This is a genomic window from Streptomyces sp. HP-A2021, assembly GCF_022807935.1.
GTDB classification, from domain to species: Bacteria; Actinomycetota; Actinomycetes; order Streptomycetales; family Streptomycetaceae; genus Streptomyces; species Streptomyces afghaniensis.
In genome coordinates this window covers 6809755-6825633 of the sequence record NZ_CP094344.1, presented here as the reverse complement: position 1 = coordinate 6825633, position 15879 = coordinate 6809755, and the positions used below count along the sequence as shown (strand labels likewise).

The window sequence follows — 15879 nt, the reverse complement described above, 5'->3', positions numbered from 1 at the left end:
TACACCTCGCCGTACCGATCTCAGGAAGCCCCGGAGGAGGTACGCGTGCGCACCACGAGAACCGTTCCTGCGAGACCTGTACTGATCGTCACCCTCACCCTCGCCACGGCGGGTTCGCTCCTGCTCGGCCCCGACGCGGCAAGCGCGGACCCGAAGCCCGTCACCCGCGAGGGCGCCGCCCTGGACGACCGCGCGGCCGAGGCTCCCGCGAGCGCGGCCCGGCGGGCCCTGGCCGCACCCGAAGAAGCCTCCACCGGCACGACCACCCGCGGATATCCCCGCCGCCGGGTCCTCTCCCCCGACCCGGGGAACCCGGGCGACAAGTCCCTGAAGCTGGGCCTCACTCCGTATCACGCGATCGCTCCGAAGCTGAACGCCCTGCAACGCCTCGGCGACCGGGTCAGCGTGGAGGTGACCGGCCGCTCGGCCGGTGGCCACCGCCTCTACCTCGTCACCGTGACCGCCCCGGAGACCACCCGCCAGGCCCGCGCCCAGGAGCGCATGCGCGAGCTGATCGAGAACGCGCCCGCGACCGCGGCCAAGTCCCCGGACATCAAACGGAATTACAAGACCCCGGTCTTCGTCAACAGCAACATCCACGGCAACGAGTGGGAGGGCACGGACGCCTCCCTGAAGATCGTCGAGCAGCTCGCGACCGCCAAGGACGCCAGGACCCGCGACCTCCTGGCGCACAGCCGCCTGTACTTCAACATCACGGCCAACCCGGACGGCCGTATCGCCGGCACCCGCGCCAACGCGAACGGCTTCGACCTGAACCGCGACTTCGTCACCGCCTCCCAGCCCGAGACCCGCGCGATGCGGCAGATCGAGCTCGACAAGCAGCCGGCCGTCCTGCTCGACCTGCACGGCTACGTCAACGGCACCCTCATCGAGCCCACCACGCCCCCGCACGGCGAGAACTACGAGTACGACCTCTTCCTGAAGAACAGCTACGCCAACGCCCTCGGCATGGAGTCCGCCGTCAACGCCCTCGGCTACACGCCCGCGAAGGACGGCGTCGAACCGGCCCAGATCCCGTTCCGCGACCAGGAGGAGGGCTGGGACGACTGGCCGCCGATCTTCACCCCGCAGTACGCGGCCTTCCACGGCACGGTCGCCGCGCACACGGTGGAGATCCCGCTGGCGGTGAACAACGAGGAGTACGACGAACTGCCCGTCCCGGAGCTGCGCCGCCGCTCGGCGGTCAACACGGCCGTGGCGGGCGCGGCGATCCGCGCGGCCCTGAACCACGTCCGGGAGCACCGCACCTCGCTCGTCGCCGACCAGATCGAGGTCTTCCGCCGCGGCGCGGCCGGCGCCCCACAGGTACCGGTGTCACCGCGGACGGTCCCCGGCGTCCCCGGCATCGGCCCGGAGGACGTCTACACGACCACGTTCCCGCGCGCCTACGTCATCCCGCCCGGTGACTCCCGCACCCAGCGGTCGGCCCCGGCGGCGGCCCGCCTCGTCGACCACCTCCTCGCCAACGACGTCCGCGTCACCCGCGCCACCCGCCCCTTCCGGCTCGCCGGACGGACGTATCCCGAGGGCTCGTACGTCGTCGACCTGCACCAGCCCAAGCGCGGCATGGCGAACGTGCTGCTGGCCGACGGGCGGGACATCAGCGGCAAGGTGTCGGTGATGTACGACATCTCGGGCTGGAGCCTGGGCCGCCTGTGGGGCGCCACGGTCGAACGGGTGACGTCGGGCAGCCTGCGGGGCGCGCCCCTGCGCCCGGTCGCCGAGGCCACGCCGGTCGCCCGTGTGCCCGCTCATGGCGACCTCCGCCTGCGCCTGACCGACCCGCGCGAGATCGCGGCCCTCAATTCCCTCCTCCGGCAAGGCGTTCCGGTACGCCGGGGGCCGGACGGCAGCGCGATCGTCCCGGCGTCGGCCCGCCGCGAGGCGGTCGCGGCCGCCCGAGCCCACGACGTCTCCTTCGCGGCCACGCGGTTCACCGGCGGCACGCCCCTGCGCCGCATCCGGGTCGCCGCCGCCGTCTCGCCCGGCGAGCTGTTCGCCCTGCGGGAGATGGACTTCGACGTCACGCCGGTCTCGACGGCCGCGCTGAACGCGGGCTTCGACTGGTCCGGCACGGACGTGCTGTTCGTGTCCGCCGGCCTGGACCACGCCGCCCTGACCGCCCCCGCCCGCAGCGCTCTTGCCGCCTTCCTCGAAGACCACGGCCTGGTCGGCCGGGGCGCGACGGGAGCGGCCCTGAACGCGGCGGCGGACCGGCTGGCCGTCCGGCCGGTCGAGGGCAACACGGACGCCAACGGCGTCGTGAGAACGCAGAACACGGGACGCCTCACGCACGACGCTCCCGCGCACGCCTTCGTCTACGCCCCGCTGTGGTTCACCGACCTCGGCCCCTCAGTGCGGGTGGAGCAGTCGTACGCGATCGGGAATCCGCTCGTCTCCGGACACTGGCGCCCGCTCCGGGACGGCACCGGCGGCCCCGCGGCGGCAGCGGGACAAGCCTCCGTGGTCAGCGGCGGCCGGACGGTCCTGTTCGGCACCGAACCTCTCTTCCGGGACCATCCCAAGGGGGAATTCCCGCAGGTGGCGAGGGCATTGTTCACAGTGGCACACAGCGGTTCAGTTGAGGAGAGCGGATGACGCAGGAGATCCACGGCACGGTGGCCGACGGCTTCCAGGGGGTGCGCGAGGAGTTCGCCGCGTTCGTGGCCGGGGAGCGCCCCGACTACGAGGGCCAGCTGTGCGCCTACGTCCACGGCCGCAAGGTCGTCGACCTGTGGGCGGGGACCGAGGCGGACGCCCTCTACGGCGTGTTCTCGTCCACCAAGGGTGCCGCCTACCTGGTCGTCGCCCTCCTCGTCCAGGACGGCACGCTCGAACTGGACCGCAAGGTGACGTACTACTGGCCGGAGTTCTCGGCCGAGGGCAAGGGCACCCTGACCCTGCGCGACCTGCTCGCGCACCGGGCGGGCGTGGTCGGCACGGACACCGGCTTCACCCTCGCGGAGCTGGCCGACGACCGCCAGCTCGCCGAACGTCTCGCCGACCAGCGGCCGTTCTGGCGCCCCGGCACGGCGTTCGGCTATCACGCGATGGTCAGCGGCGCCCTGGTCGGCGAGGTCGTGCGGCGCGCGACGGGCCGCACGCTCCAGGAGGTCTACCAGGAGCGGATCCGCACCCCGTACGCCCTGGACTTCCACCTCGGCCTGCCCGCGCCCCACGAGCCGCGCTTCCGCACCACCCAGCCGATGGCCCCGACCCCGGCCCAGCAGGCCGTCCTCGACGCCACGCCCACGGGCCCGCACACGCTCGCCTCGATCGCCTTCAACCGCCACGCCACGGAACCCACCGACCTCGCCTCGCTGCCCAACATGCCGCTGGTGCGCGCCAAGGGCCCGGCCTCGGTGGGCGCAGTGGCGTCCGCGCGGGGCCTGGCCGGGATGTACGCGGCGGCGATCAGCGAGGTGGGCGAGCAGGCACCGCTGCTGAAGCCGGACACGGTGGCGGAGTTCGGCCAGATCCACTCGGTCGGCTACGACCTGGTGTCACGTGCCCACAGGGCGTTCGGCCTCGGCTTCCAGATGACGGCCGACGTGGCGCACCCGTTCCTCGGCGCCGGGACGATCGGGCACAGCGGCGCGGGCGGCTCGCAGGCCTTCGCGGACCCGTGGAGCGGTCTGGCGTACGGCTACACGCGCCGCCGTTTCGCCTTCCCGGGCGGCGCGGCCCCGGAGAACGACCGCCTGGCGCAGGCGATCCACACGGCGGCGCTCGCCCTCTGAGTCCTGGCACGGGCGAAGGCCGCACCCCACGTCCAAGGGTGCGGCCTCCGCGTACGCAACGACTGTCGTCAGACCAGCGTCACGGTGATGTTCCCGCGAGTCGCCTTCGAGTAGGGACACACGTCGTGGGCCCTCTCGACGAGCGACCGCGCGGTGCCCCGGTCCACCTTGGGAATGTCGGCGGAGATCTCCACGATGATCCCGAACCCGTCCCCGTTCTTCCCGAGGCCGACCTTGGCGGTGACCGTCGACCCGGTGAGGTCGGCCCCCTCCTGACGTGCGACGACGCCGAGAGCCCCCTGGAAACAGGCGCTGTAGCCGGCGGCGAACAGCTGCTCCGGATTGGTCCCGGCGCCACTGCCGCCCATCTCCTTCGGCGGGTTGACGACGACGTCGAGCTTGCCGTCGTCGGTGGCGACCCGTCCGTCGCGCCCGTTCTCGGCGGTGGCGACGGCGGTGTACAGGACGTCGGACTGCTGGATGGGCATGCGGTTGTGTTCCTTCGGTCGTCCGCCGCGGCTCGCGCCCGGGCCGAGCGGATTCGGAAAAAACTTACCGCATACCGGAAACCATCAGAAGGTGTCAGAGCTTGACGATCATCTTCCCGGTGTTGTCACCGCGCAGCACACCCAGGAACGCCTCGAGGTTGTTCTCGATGCCCTCGACGACGGTCTCCCGGTACTTCAGCTCACCGGAGGCGACCCAGGGGGCGACCTCCTGCACGAACTGCGGCTGAAGGTCGTAGTGGTCGCTCACGAGGAAGCCCTCCATCCGGCCACGGGTCGCGATCAGCCGGGAGAGGTTCTTCGGGCCGGGAACGGGCTCGGTGTTGTTGTAGACGGAGATCATCCCGCAGACGGCGATCCGCCCGCCCTCGTTGAGCGCCCCGAGAGCGGCCTCCAGGTGGTCACCACCGACATTGTCGAAGTACACGTCGATCCCGTCGGGAGCCGCGTCACGCAGCTGCTTGCCCACCGGGCCGTCCTTGTAGTTGAAGGCGGCGTCGAAGCCGTACTCGTCGACGAGCAGCTTCACCTTCTCCTCCGACCCGGCGGACCCGATGACCCGCGAGGCACCCTTCAGCCGGGCGATCTGCCCGACCTGGCCGCCCACGGCGCCGGCGGCACCGGACACGAAGACGGTGTCGCCCTCCTTGAAGGCGGCGGTGCGCAGCAGCCCCGCGTAGGCGGTGAGGCCGGTCATGCCCAGCACGCCGAGGTACGTCGACAGCGGCGCGGCGTCCGGGTCCACCTTCACGGCGTTCTTCGCGGCCACGACGGCGTACTCGCGCCAGCCGAGGAAGTGCAGTACGTGATCGCCGACGGCCAGCCCCTCAGCGTTGGAGGCGACGACCTCGCCGACGGCACCGCCCTGCATGACCTTGCCGAGCTCGAACGGGGCGACGTAGGACTTCGCGTCGCTCATACGGCCGCGCATGTACGGGTCCACGGAGAGGTACTTGTTCCGCACGAGGACCTGACCTTCACCCGGCTGCGGGATCTCCGCCTCGACGAAGGCGAAGTCCTCGGGCTTCGGCCAGCCGACGGGGCGGCTGACCAGGTGCCACTCGCGGCTGACGGCGGGGAGGGTGGGGGTGTCGGTCATGGTGCGCCTTTCCACTGACTCGAATGTTTCAGTACCTGAAACAACCATGCTCCTGAAAATTTCAGGTTGTCAAATAACCGGGTACCCTCGATTCCATGGCCTCCACCACATCCACCTCCCAGAACAGCCACCGCCCCGATCCGCTGACCCTTGAGGTCGTCGAGCTCATCGGGGAGGTCGTGGCGCGGTTCCACGAGGACTACGAGGAGGCGGCGGCGGAGCATGCGCTGACCGGGGCGCAGGCGCGGTTGCTGAGCCTGCTGTGCCTTGAGCCGCTGCCGATGCGGAAGCTGGCCCGGCGGTTGAAGTGCGAGCCGTCGAACGTCACGGGGATCGTGGACCGGCTGGAGGCGCGGGGGCTGGTGGAGCGGCGGCCGGATCCTGCGGACCGCAGGGTGAAGGTGGCGGCGGCGACGGGTGAGGGGCGGCGGGTGGCCCGGAGTCTGCGGGAGTCGCTGCGGTTCGCTCGGGAGCCGTTGGCCGGGCTTTCCGAGGGGGAGAGGGTGGCTCTGCGGGATGCGTTGCGGGGGATGCTGGGCTGAGTTTTGCGGGGTGCTCGGCGTAGCGGCTGAGGCCGGGTGGGTCCGCAGCCCGGCGGAGCGGGGTGCCGCTGCGCCCACCCGTGCCGCCTGGGGGCACCTCCCAGGCCCTTAAGGCACTGGGGGAGGCACGACTGCCCGCAGCTAAGCCGAGGCGCCCGCACCCGCCGACCCACCCCCCGGCGTCAGGCGCTACGCGCACCACCACAGGAAGCGATTGCAGGTCTCCGAGGGGGACGGTTCCGGCCTGGGGGGTGCGGTCGTCGGGGCCGTGGTTCGGGTCGGGGCCGGGTCCGGCCGGTCTGTCGTCGGGGCCGACGTCGGGCGGGCGGGGGGCGTGTCCGCCGACGTCGGGTCGGATCCCTTCGGCGTCTCGTCGTCCTTCGCGTCCTCGGACTTGTCGGCCTTCGGGGACTTGGAAGCCGACGGGGACTCAGACACGCTGGGCGAAGGGGATCCTGATGCTTCCTCAGCCCGGGCTCCTTCGCCCTGGCCGCCCGTCTCCCCCGCCTCCGCCGACGCGTCGCCGTCCGCCGACTCACCTCCCGCCGCCGCCGGCTTCGGCGTCGACTTGGGCGCGTCCATGCCGAGCTCGGCGAGGCTCAGCCCACCCGCCGCCAGCACGAACCCCGCCGCGACGAACAGCGTCCGGCGCCGCCGCCGGCGATGCGCCGCGGCCTTCCGGTCCCGCCGGCTCGTCCCACCGCCCGGCCCCTCACCCGGACCTTCACCGACCGGCCCGTGCTCGCGCCCGCGTCCACGTCCGCGCCGCCGAGCGGCACGCCCCAACGGCGCACCGTCGTCGCCGTGTTCACCATGGTGGCTGTCCGCCTCATCGGGCTCACCAGACCCGTCGCGCACGTCATGCACGTCAGGCACGCCCTCCCCGCCAGCCCCGCCCTCAGGAACGGCGTCATACCCGCCGTATTCCGGCTCACGCCAGCGCAGCGCATCGGCTGAGGTGCCACACCCCGGGCAGGCGAGCGCGCCGTTGAGGTGCCGTCGGCACGGGTCGCAGTAGTCCATGACGCGGGAAGATTAAGTTCCGCGCCGGTCACGTTCCTAGATCCTGCTGTGAAGGTTCTGTAGGGACACGCCGCCCCCATGGTTTCGAAACTGTCGAAACCGTTATGCGCGCGACCCATTGACACCCCCACCGCCCCGTCTTTACTGTCACGCCAGCATTTCGAACGTGTGCCGAAATCTCGAACACGTCGAACTGAGCGACTGACAGAACCGAGCCGACGAAGCTGCGAGGGAAAACCGCCGTGCGCATCACCGGAATCAGCACACACGTGGTCGGGACGCCGTGGCGCAACCTGACGTACGTCCAGGTGCACACCGACGAGGGGATCACCGGAGTCGGCGAGACCCGGATGCTGGGACACACCGACGCTCTCCTCGGTTACCTGAAGGAGGCTGAGGTCAACCACATTCTCGGCTCCGACCCCTTCGCTGTCGAGGACCTCGTCAAGCGGATGAAGTACGGCGACTACGGCCGCGCCGGCGAGATCGTGATGTCCGGCATCGCCGTGATCGAGATGGCCTGCTGGGACATCAAGGGCAAGGCCCTGGGCGTCCCGGTCTGGCAGCTGCTGGGCGGCAAGGTCACCGACAAGGTCAAGGCGTACGCCAACGGCTGGTACACCACGGAGCGCACCCCGGAGGCGTACCACAAGGCGGCCCAGGGGGTCATGGAGCGCGGCTACCGGGCGCTCAAGATCGACCCCTTCGGCACCGGGCACTTCGAGCTGGACCACCAGCAGACCCTGTACGCCGTCTCCCTGATCGAGGCGGTCCGGGACGCCATCGGCCCCGAGGCCGAGCTGATGCTGGAGATGCACGGCCGCTTCTCCCCCGCCACGGCCGTACGCCTGGCCAAGGAGCTCGCGCCGTTCAAGCCGGCGTGGCTGGAGGAGCCGGTCCCGCCGGAGAACCTCAAGGCCCTGGAGAAGGTGGCCGCCAAGGTCGACATGCCGGTCGCCACCGGCGAGCGCATCCACGACCGGATCGAGTTCCGCGAGCTGTTCGAGAGCCAGGCCGTGGACATCATCCAGCCGGACGTCGGCCATATCGGTGGAATCTGGGAGACCCGGAAGCTCGCGGCGACGGCCGAGACCCACTACATGCTGGTGGCCCCGCACAACGTCGGCGGCCCGGTGCTGACCGCCGCCTCCCTCCAGGTCGGCTTCACCTCCCCGAACTTCAAGATCCTCGAGCACTTCAACGACTTCGCGGACGCGGAGATCAAGAAGGTCGTGAAGGGCGCGCCGCAGGTGAACCCGGAGGACGGCTGCTTCCACCTCTCCGACGCCCCGGGCCTGGGCGTGGAGCTGGACGTCGACGCCGCCGCCGAGTTCCCGCAGCAGCAGGCCCGCTTCGACCTGTGGGCGGAGGGCTGGGAGCAGCGCAAGCCCAAGGGCGCCCAGTGACCGTCCCGCCCCCGGAAACCCGGAACCGGCAACCGAAAGCTTCGAAACTCCCAGGAGCGACGTGAGCACCGCCGTAGTGATCGACGCCCCGGGCGAGCACCGTCTCGTCCCGCACGAGCCCCGGCAGCCCGAGGCCGGCGAGGCGCTCGTCCGTGTCCACGCCTCCGGCATCTGCGGCAGCGACCGCGAGGTCTACCAGGGCAACCGCCCCGAGGGCTACGTCCGCTACCCGCTCACCCCGGGCCACGAGTGGTCCGGGACCGTCGAGGCCGTGGGCGCCGGTGTCCCCGGGTCCCTGGTCGGCCGCAAGGTCGTCGGTGAGGGCTTCCGCAACTGCCAGGTCTGCGACCGCTGCCACGCGGGCGACACGACCCTGTGCACGGCCGGGTACGAGGAGACCGGGTTCACCCAGCCGGGCGCGATGGCGGCCACGCTGACGCTCCCCGCCCGTCTCCTGCACGCCCTTCCGGACGACTGCGACCTCACGGCCGCGGCCCTCCTGGAGCCGGCCGCGTGCATCGCTGCCGCCGCGCTGAAGGGGAACGCACAGCCCGGCGAGCGCGTCGCCGTGGTCGGCACCGGCACGCTCGGCATGTTCGCCGTGCAGTTCCTCAAGGCGAACTCGCCCGCCGAGCTGCTGGTCGTCGGCACCCGCCGGGACCGTGAGGCGCTGTCGCGGCAGTACGGCGCGACGGACTTCCGGACGAAGGACCAGGACCTCCCGGACGACTTCGACGTGGTGATCGAGACGGCCGGGTCCGCGGACGCCGCCCGGATCTCCGCCGCCCTGCTCCGGCGCGGCGGCCGGCTGGTCCTGACCGGGATCCCGGCGCCGGGCGCCGACGGTCTCGACCCGACCGATCTCGTCGTACGGCAGCTGGAGGTGCACACCGTCTTCGGTGCTCCGCCGGACGCCTGGGCGCACACGGTGCGGGTGTTCGCCGCCGGGCTGCTCGACCCGCTGCCGCTGGTGACGCACGAGCTGCCGCTCGCCGAGTTCTCGCAGGCCATCGAGTTGGTGGGAGCCGGCGATCCGAAGGTGGGCAAGGTGTTGCTCCGCCCCTAGACGTACGCCGGTACGGGGGCAACCTGACGGCTCCCGTACCGGCGTACTCCCAGCCTTGTCATACCCAGAGCCGCGAACCTCGTCCGAAATATCGAACCGAAGGACTTTCCTGTGACCGACGCTTCCGCCACGGCAGCCCGCAGGCCCGGTGAGCAGGCGCTCACCACGCTGGGCCTGAGCGCGCCCGCCCTCGACCCCGCCGACGCCTCGCCGCACTCCTTCCCCGGCGGCGGCCGCTGGCGCACCGAGATCCCCTCGTGCGAGGGGCCCGAGGCGCTGGCGGTGGTCCTGAAGGAGGCCTCGCGGCTGGACGTGCCGATCCACCGGATCAGCCAGGGCAGCGGCGTGTGGATGCTGACCGACGCCGAGATCACCGAGATGGTCGAGGCGACGGCCGAACGCGACATCGAGCTCTGTCTGTTCACCGGCCCGCGCGGCACGTGGGACATCGGCGGCTCCACGCGTACCGACTCGCGCGGCGCGGGCCTCAGAGCCCGCGGCCACGACGCCGTCGCCGGATGCGTCGAAGACGCCGTCCGGGCCACGGAGTTGGGCGTCAAGTGCCTCCTCGTCGCCGACGAGGGCGTGCTGTGGACGCTGCACCGGGCGAGAGCCGCCGGCATCATCCCGGCCGACACGACGCTCAAGGTGAGCGCGCTCATCGGGCCCGTCAACCCGGCGGCGTACGCGGTGTACGAGAAGCTGGGCGGCGACTCGATCAACGTGCCCAGTGACCTGACGCTCGATCACCTCACCGAGATCCGCCGGGTGTCGGGCGCTCCGATGGACATGTACATCGAGGCCCCCGACGACCTCGGCGGCTACGTCCGGATGTACGAGGTCGCCGAGCTCATCAGGCGGGGCGCGCCGCTCTACCTGAAGTTCGGCCTCTCCAAGGCGCCCGGGATCTACCCCTACGGGCACCACATGCGGGAGCTGACCCTGGCCACGGCCAAGGAACGCGTGCGGCGCGGCCGCCTCGCTCTGGATCTCCTGGCCCGCCACGGCGCCGACGGCGACATGGCGCCGCTCGGGTCACGGCTGCCGGGCGATCTGCAACGGTTCGAAATCTCGTCATAACGTTCCGGCTACTCGCCTTCACAAAAGAAGACACAGCCGACCACAATCCGACACATCTCTTCTCGGTCTTTCCGGCCCGACCCTCCGGAGCGACTTCGCGCCTCCAGACCGAGCCCTGCACCCACACATCAAGGATGATGATCATGCGTAACCGCAGAGCCGCTCTCGCCGCCATAGCCGGAGCCGCGTCCCTCGCCCTGACCCTGTCCGCCTGCGGCCAGAACAGCGAAGGTGGCAGCGAGGAGAGCGGAGACAGCGCCAAGGGCGGCACCATCGGCATCGCGATGCCGACCAAGTCCTCCGAGCGCTGGATCGCCGACGGCAACAACGTCAAGAAGGACCTGGAGTCCAAGGGCTACAAGACCCAGCTGGTCTACGGCGAGGACGACCCGGACCAGCAGGTCTCACAGGTCGAGAACCTGATCACCCAGGGTGTGAAGGCGCTGATCGTCGCCGCCATCGACAACAAGTCGATGAACAACGTGCTCCAGCAGGCCAAGGACGCCAACATCCCGGTCATCTCCTACGACCGCCTGATCCTCGGCACGAAGAACGTCGACTACTACGCGTCCTTCGACAACGAGAAGGTCGGCGAGCTCCAGGGCACCTACATCGTCGAGAAGCTCGGCCTGAAGGACGGCTCCAAGAAGGGCCCGTTCAACATCGAGCTGTTCGCCGGCTCCAACGACGACAACAACACCCGCTACTTCTTCCAGGGCGCGATGAACGTCCTGCAGCCCTACATCGACAAGAAGCAGCTCGTCGTCCGCTCCGGCCAGACCAAGCTGAACCAGGTCACGACCCTGCGCTGGGACGGCGGCACCGCCCAGAAGCGCATGGACGACATCCTGACCTCGGCCTACAAGAGCGAGCGGGTCGACGCGGTCCTCTCCCCCTACGACGGCATCTCCATCGGCATCCTCTCGGCGCTGAAGTCGGACGACTACGGCTCCAAGAGCAAGCCGCTGCCGATCGTCACCGGCCAGGACGCCGAGCTCGCCTCGGTGAAGTCGATCATCGCCGACCAGCAGTCGATGACCGTCTACAAGGACACCCGCCAGCTCGCCAAGGTCGCCTCGAACATGGTCGACGCGCTGCTGAACGACAAGAAGCCCGAGGTCAACGACACCAAGACCTACGACAACGGCGCGAAGGTCGTCCCGGCCTACCTGCTCGAGCCGGTCGCCGTCGACAAGACCAACTACCAGAAGGAAGTCGTCGACTCCGGCTACATCAAGGCAAGCGACCTCAAGTAACCGCCGGCTCACTCTGATTGGAAGGCACGACCATGGCGGGACCCGTCCTGGAAATGCGCTCGATCGTCAAGACCTTTCCCGGCGTCAAGGCGCTGTCGGACGTCACCCTGACCGTCCGGCAGGGCGAGGTCCACGCCATCTGCGGCGAGAACGGCGCCGGCAAGTCGACCCTGATGAAGGTCCTCTCCGGCGTCCACCCGCACGGCACCTACGAGGGAGACATTCTCTTCGAGGGTGAGGTCTGCCAGTTCAAGGACATCCGGGCCAGCGAAGAGCGCGGCATCGTGATCATCCACCAGGAACTGGCCCTGGTGCCCTACCTCTCCCTCGCGGAGAACATCTTCCTCGGCAACGAGCACGCCACGCGGGGGATCATCAGCTGGACCGAGACCCTGCGGCACGCCACGGAACTGCTGCGCCGGGTCGGCCTGACCGACCACCCGGACACCCGCGTCGCCGACATCGGCGTGGGCAAGCAGCAGCTCGTGGAGATCGCGAAGGCCCTGTCGAAGAAGGTGAAGCTGCTCATCCTGGATGAGCCGACCGCGGCCCTGAACGACGAGGACAGCGACAAACTCCTGGACCTGATCCTGGAGTTGAAGAAGCAGGGCATCACCTCGATCATCATCTCCCACAAGCTCAACGAGATCCGCAAGGTCGCCGACTCGGTGACGATCCTCCGCGACGGCCAGACCATCGAGACCCTCGATGTGAAGGCGCCGGAGACCACCGAGGACCGGATCATCAGCGGCATGGTCGGCCGCGACCTGGAGCACCGCTTCCCGGAGCGGTCGCCGCACGAGCCCGAGCAGGGCGTGGCGCCCGCCCTGGAGATCCGGGGCTGGACCGTGTTCCACCCGATCGACCAGCAGCGCAAGGTCGTCGACGACGTGTCCCTCCAGGTCCGGCGCGGCGAGATCGTCGGCATCGCGGGCCTGATGGGCGCCGGCCGCACCGAACTCGCGATGAGCGTCTTCGGGCGGACGTACGGCCGGTACGCGGGCGGCACGGTTCTCAGGGACGGCAAGGAGATCCGTACGAAGTCCGTCCCCGAGGCGGTCAAGCACGGGATCGCGTACGTCACCGAGGACCGCAAGCACTACGGCCTCAACCTCATCGACACCATCAACCGGAACATCTCGCTGACCGCCCTGAGCAAGGTCGCCAAGCGCGGTGTGGTCGACGAGCACGAGGAGCGGCAGGTCGCCGAGGGCTTCCGCAAGTCCATGAACATCAAGGCGCCGACCGTCTTCGAGCCGGTGGGGAAGCTGTCCGGCGGCAACCAGCAGAAGGTCGTCCTCAGCAAGTGGATCTTCTCCGGCCCGGAGGTGCTGATCCTGGACGAGCCGACGCGCGGGATCGACGTCGGGGCCAAGTACGAGATCTACACGGTCATCGACCAGCTGGCCGCCCAGGGCAAGGCGGTCGTCTTCATCTCCTCCGAGCTGCCCGAACTGCTCGGCATGTGCGACCGCATCTACACGATGGCCGCCGGGCGGCTGACCGGTGAGTTCTCGCGGGCCGAGGCCTCACAGGAATCGCTGATGCGTCAGATGACGAAGGACAAAGAGGTAACCCGATGAGCACGGACGTGACCGCCAAGACGCCGGCCCCCGCGCCGCCCGGCAAGGGAGGGACGGCCACCGGCGGCGGACTGCTGCAGCTGATGCTGGACGGCATGCGTCGCAACATGCGGCAGTACGGCATGCTGTTCGCGCTCGGCCTGATCGTGGTGCTGTTCGCCGTGTGGACCGACGGCGACCTGCTGCTGCCGCGCAACGTCTCCAACCTGGTCCTGCAGAACAGCTACATCCTGATCCTCGCGATCGGCATGATGCTGGTCATCATCGCGGGCCACATCGACCTGTCGGTCGGCTCGCTGACGGCGTTCGTGGGCTCGATGGCCGCCGTGTTCATGGTCAAACAGGATATTTCCTGGCCGATCGCCGTGGTGCTGTGCCTGGCCGTGGGCGCGGCCGCGGGTGCCATCCAAGGGTTCTTCATCGCGTACGGCGGCATACCGTCGTTCATCGTGACCCTGGCGGGCATGCTGATCTTCCGCGGTCTGACCGAGATCTTCCTGGAGGGCCAGACGCTCGGCCCGTTCCCGGACGGGCTGCAGAAGGTCGCCAACGGGTTCCTGCCCGAGGTCGGTCCGAACACCAACTACCACAACCTCACGCTGCTGCTGGGCTTCGCGATGATCGCCTTCGTGATCTTCCAGGAGGTCCGGGACCGCAGGCGGCAGCAGGAGTTCAACCTGGACGTCCCGCCCGTCAAGCTGTTCCTGCTGAAGCTGGTCGCGATCGGCGCCGCCGTGCTGACCCTGACCATGCTGCTGGCCAGCTACAAGGGCGCCCCGATCGTCCTGCTGATCCTTGGTGTGCTGCTCGTCGGCTTCGGCTACGTCATGCGCAACGCGATCATCGGCCGCCACATCTACGCCATCGGCGGCAACCTGCCCGCGGCCAAGCTGTCGGGCGTGAAGGACAAGAAGGTCACCTTCCTGGTCTTCCTGAACATGGGCATGCTCGCGGCCCTGGCGGGTCTGGTCTTCGCCGCCCGCTTCAACGCGGCCTCTCCCAAGGCCGGCCTCAACTTCGAGCTGGAGGCGATCGCGGCCTCGTTCATCGGCGGCGCGTCGATGAGCGGCGGTGTCGGCACCGTCCTCGGCGCGATCATCGGTGGCCTGGTCCTGGGCGTGCTGAACAACGGTATGAACCTCGTCGGCATCGGCACCGACTGGCAGCAGGTCATCAAGGGCCTCGTGCTTCTGGCGGCGGTCGGGTTCGACGTGTGGAACAAGCGCAAGGTCGGTTCGTAAGTCAGATCGGGGCCCCGCCGGAAGGCGGGGCCCTCTCCTTATCGGGAGCCGCACGCATGGAACTGAACAGACGCACGGTCATCGCGGGAGCCGCGGCGGCGGGAATGGCCGCCACCACGCTCGGCGGCACGGCGCACGCCACGGGAGGCAGGAAGCCGGTGAAGAAGCTCTTCGGCAAGCTCGCTGACGGCACCAAGGTCTACAGCTGGTCGCTGGAGAACGGCGGCACCCGCCTGAAGGTCCTCTCCTACGGCGGCATCGTCCAGTCGCTGGAGATCCCCGACCGCCGCGGCCGCTACGCCAACGTCTCCGCGGGCTTCGACAACATCGAGGACTACGTCGCCAAGAGCCCGTACTTCGGCGCGCTGATCGGCCGCTACGGCAACCGGATCGGCAAGGGCAAGTTCACCCTCGACGGCAAGAACTACCAGCTCTCCGTGAACGACGGCGAGCAGAGCCTGCACGGCGGCGCCAAGGGCTTCGACAAGCGCGTGTGGGACGTCGAGCCGTTCACCAAGGGCTCCGACGTCGGCCTGTACCTGTACTACACGAGCGTCGACGGCGAGATGGGCTACCCGGGCACGCTCAAGACGAAGGTGACGTACACGCTCACCCGGCACGGCGACTGGCGCATCGACTACGAGGCCACCACGGACAAGGCCACCGTCGTCAACCTCACCAGCCACGTCTACTGGAACCTGGCCGGCGAGGGCAGCGGCACGATCGAGGACCACGAGCTGCAGATCGCGGCCTCCCGCTTCACGCCCACCGACTCGGGTCTGATCCCGACGGGCGAGCTGGCGAAGGTCGTGGGCACGCCCTTCGACTTCACCCGTGCCAAGGCGATCGGCCGGGACATCCGCACCTCGCACCCCCAGCTGGTCACCGCCAAGGGCTTCGACCACAACTGGGTCCTCGACAAGGGCATCACCGCCCGGCCCGAGCACGTCGCCACCCTGCGCGACCCCGCCTCCGGCCGCAGCCTGAAGATAGCCACGAACGAGCCGGGCCTGCAGTTCTACTCCGGCAACTTCCTCGACGGCACGCTGACCGGCCCGTCCGGCCGCACCTACCGGCAGGGTGACGCGCTCTGCCTGGAGACGCAGCACTTCCCGGACTCGCCGAACAAGCCGTCGTTCCCGTCGACGGTCCTGCGGCCCGGGCAGACGTACCGGACGACGACGGTCCACACGTTCGGCTGCTGATCGTCTTCACAGGTGGCACACAATTTTCTGAGGGAACCCTCAGTGGTTGAACAGCGCCACCGAAGCCTCCGTATGTAAGGGCGGCCCGCGCTCCCCCGCGCGGGCCGTCCT

Annotated in this window: 13 protein-coding genes; 11 read left to right on the top strand and 2 right to left on the bottom strand. The window is 69.6% G+C overall.

Translation table 11 applies throughout. The features are described 5' to 3' along the window. Nucleotides 1-45: 45 nt before the first annotated feature. Nucleotides 46-2619: a M14 family zinc carboxypeptidase gene (locus MQE23_RS30830; protein ID WP_243380845.1), complete on the top strand. Its 2574-nt coding sequence runs from the start codon at nt 46-48 to the stop codon at nt 2617-2619. Further along, a complete protein-coding gene (locus MQE23_RS30825) occupies nt 2616-3761 on the top strand; it encodes a serine hydrolase domain-containing protein (RefSeq protein WP_020272861.1) in 1146 nt (381 codons plus the stop codon). The genes MQE23_RS30830 and MQE23_RS30825 overlap by 4 nt, the downstream gene beginning before the upstream one ends. 68 nt (nt 3762-3829) lie before the next feature. Here the strand turns inward: MQE23_RS30825 and MQE23_RS30820 are convergent, their stop codons facing one another. Both MQE23_RS30820 and MQE23_RS30815 read right to left on the bottom strand, forming a co-directional pair. After that, complete coding sequence (locus MQE23_RS30820) at nt 3830-4249, bottom strand: organic hydroperoxide resistance protein (protein WP_020272860.1); 420 nt, start codon at nt 4247-4249, stop codon at nt 3830-3832. Nucleotides 4250-4343: 94 nt separating this feature from the next. After that, nucleotides 4344-5366 (bottom strand): NADP-dependent oxidoreductase, encoded by a 1023-nt coding sequence (locus tag MQE23_RS30815; RefSeq protein ID WP_020272858.1) that lies wholly within the window; start codon nt 5364-5366, stop codon nt 4344-4346. Nucleotides 5367-5461: 95 nt separating this feature from the next. Here MQE23_RS30815 and MQE23_RS30810 point away from each other — a divergent pair, with 95 nt between their 5' ends. The 9 genes from MQE23_RS30810 to MQE23_RS30770 all read left to right on the top strand — a co-directional run bounded on the left by MQE23_RS30810 (nt 5462) and on the right by MQE23_RS30770 (nt 15768). Then, nucleotides 5462-5908 (top strand): MarR family transcriptional regulator, encoded by a 447-nt coding sequence (locus MQE23_RS30810; RefSeq protein ID WP_020272857.1) that lies wholly within the window; start codon nt 5462-5464, stop codon nt 5906-5908. Between the two features lie 663 nt (nt 5909-6571). Continuing rightward, on the top strand, nt 6572-6865 hold the full coding sequence (locus MQE23_RS30805; protein WP_243380844.1) for a hypothetical protein: 294 nt from the start codon (nt 6572-6574) through the stop codon (nt 6863-6865). A gap of 308 nt (nt 6866-7173) precedes the next feature. Then, nucleotides 7174-8337 carry a mandelate racemase/muconate lactonizing enzyme family protein gene (locus MQE23_RS30800; RefSeq protein WP_037669401.1) on the top strand — a complete coding sequence of 388 codons (1164 nt, stop codon included), beginning with the start codon at nt 7174-7176 and terminating at the stop codon, nt 8335-8337. Nucleotides 8338-8398: 61 nt separating this feature from the next. After that, nucleotides 8399-9403, top strand: a complete 1005-nt coding sequence (locus tag MQE23_RS30795) for an alcohol dehydrogenase catalytic domain-containing protein (RefSeq protein WP_020272853.1) — start codon at nt 8399-8401, stop codon at nt 9401-9403. 111 nt (nt 9404-9514) lie between these two features. Continuing rightward, entirely contained in the window at nt 9515-10483 is a 969-nt protein-coding gene (locus tag MQE23_RS30790) for a hypothetical protein (RefSeq protein WP_020272852.1), read from the top strand. A 143-nt stretch (nt 10484-10626) separates the two neighbouring features. Beyond that, complete coding sequence (gene chvE, locus MQE23_RS30785) at nt 10627-11739, top strand: multiple monosaccharide ABC transporter substrate-binding protein (RefSeq protein WP_347710149.1); 1113 nt, start codon at nt 10627-10629, stop codon at nt 11737-11739. Nucleotides 11740-11771: 32 nt separating this feature from the next. Continuing rightward, nucleotides 11772-13322 (top strand): multiple monosaccharide ABC transporter ATP-binding protein, encoded by a 1551-nt coding sequence (mmsA, locus tag MQE23_RS30780; protein WP_020272850.1) that lies wholly within the window; start codon nt 11772-11774, stop codon nt 13320-13322. Continuing rightward, entirely contained in the window at nt 13319-14563 is a 1245-nt protein-coding gene (gene mmsB / locus MQE23_RS30775; protein ID WP_020272849.1) for a multiple monosaccharide ABC transporter permease, read from the top strand. The genes mmsA and mmsB overlap by 4 nt, the downstream gene beginning before the upstream one ends. A gap of 56 nt (nt 14564-14619) precedes the next feature. Continuing rightward, nucleotides 14620-15768: an aldose epimerase family protein gene (locus tag MQE23_RS30770; protein WP_243380843.1), complete on the top strand. Its 1149-nt coding sequence runs from the start codon at nt 14620-14622 to the stop codon at nt 15766-15768. Nucleotides 15769-15879 lie beyond the last annotated feature (111 nt).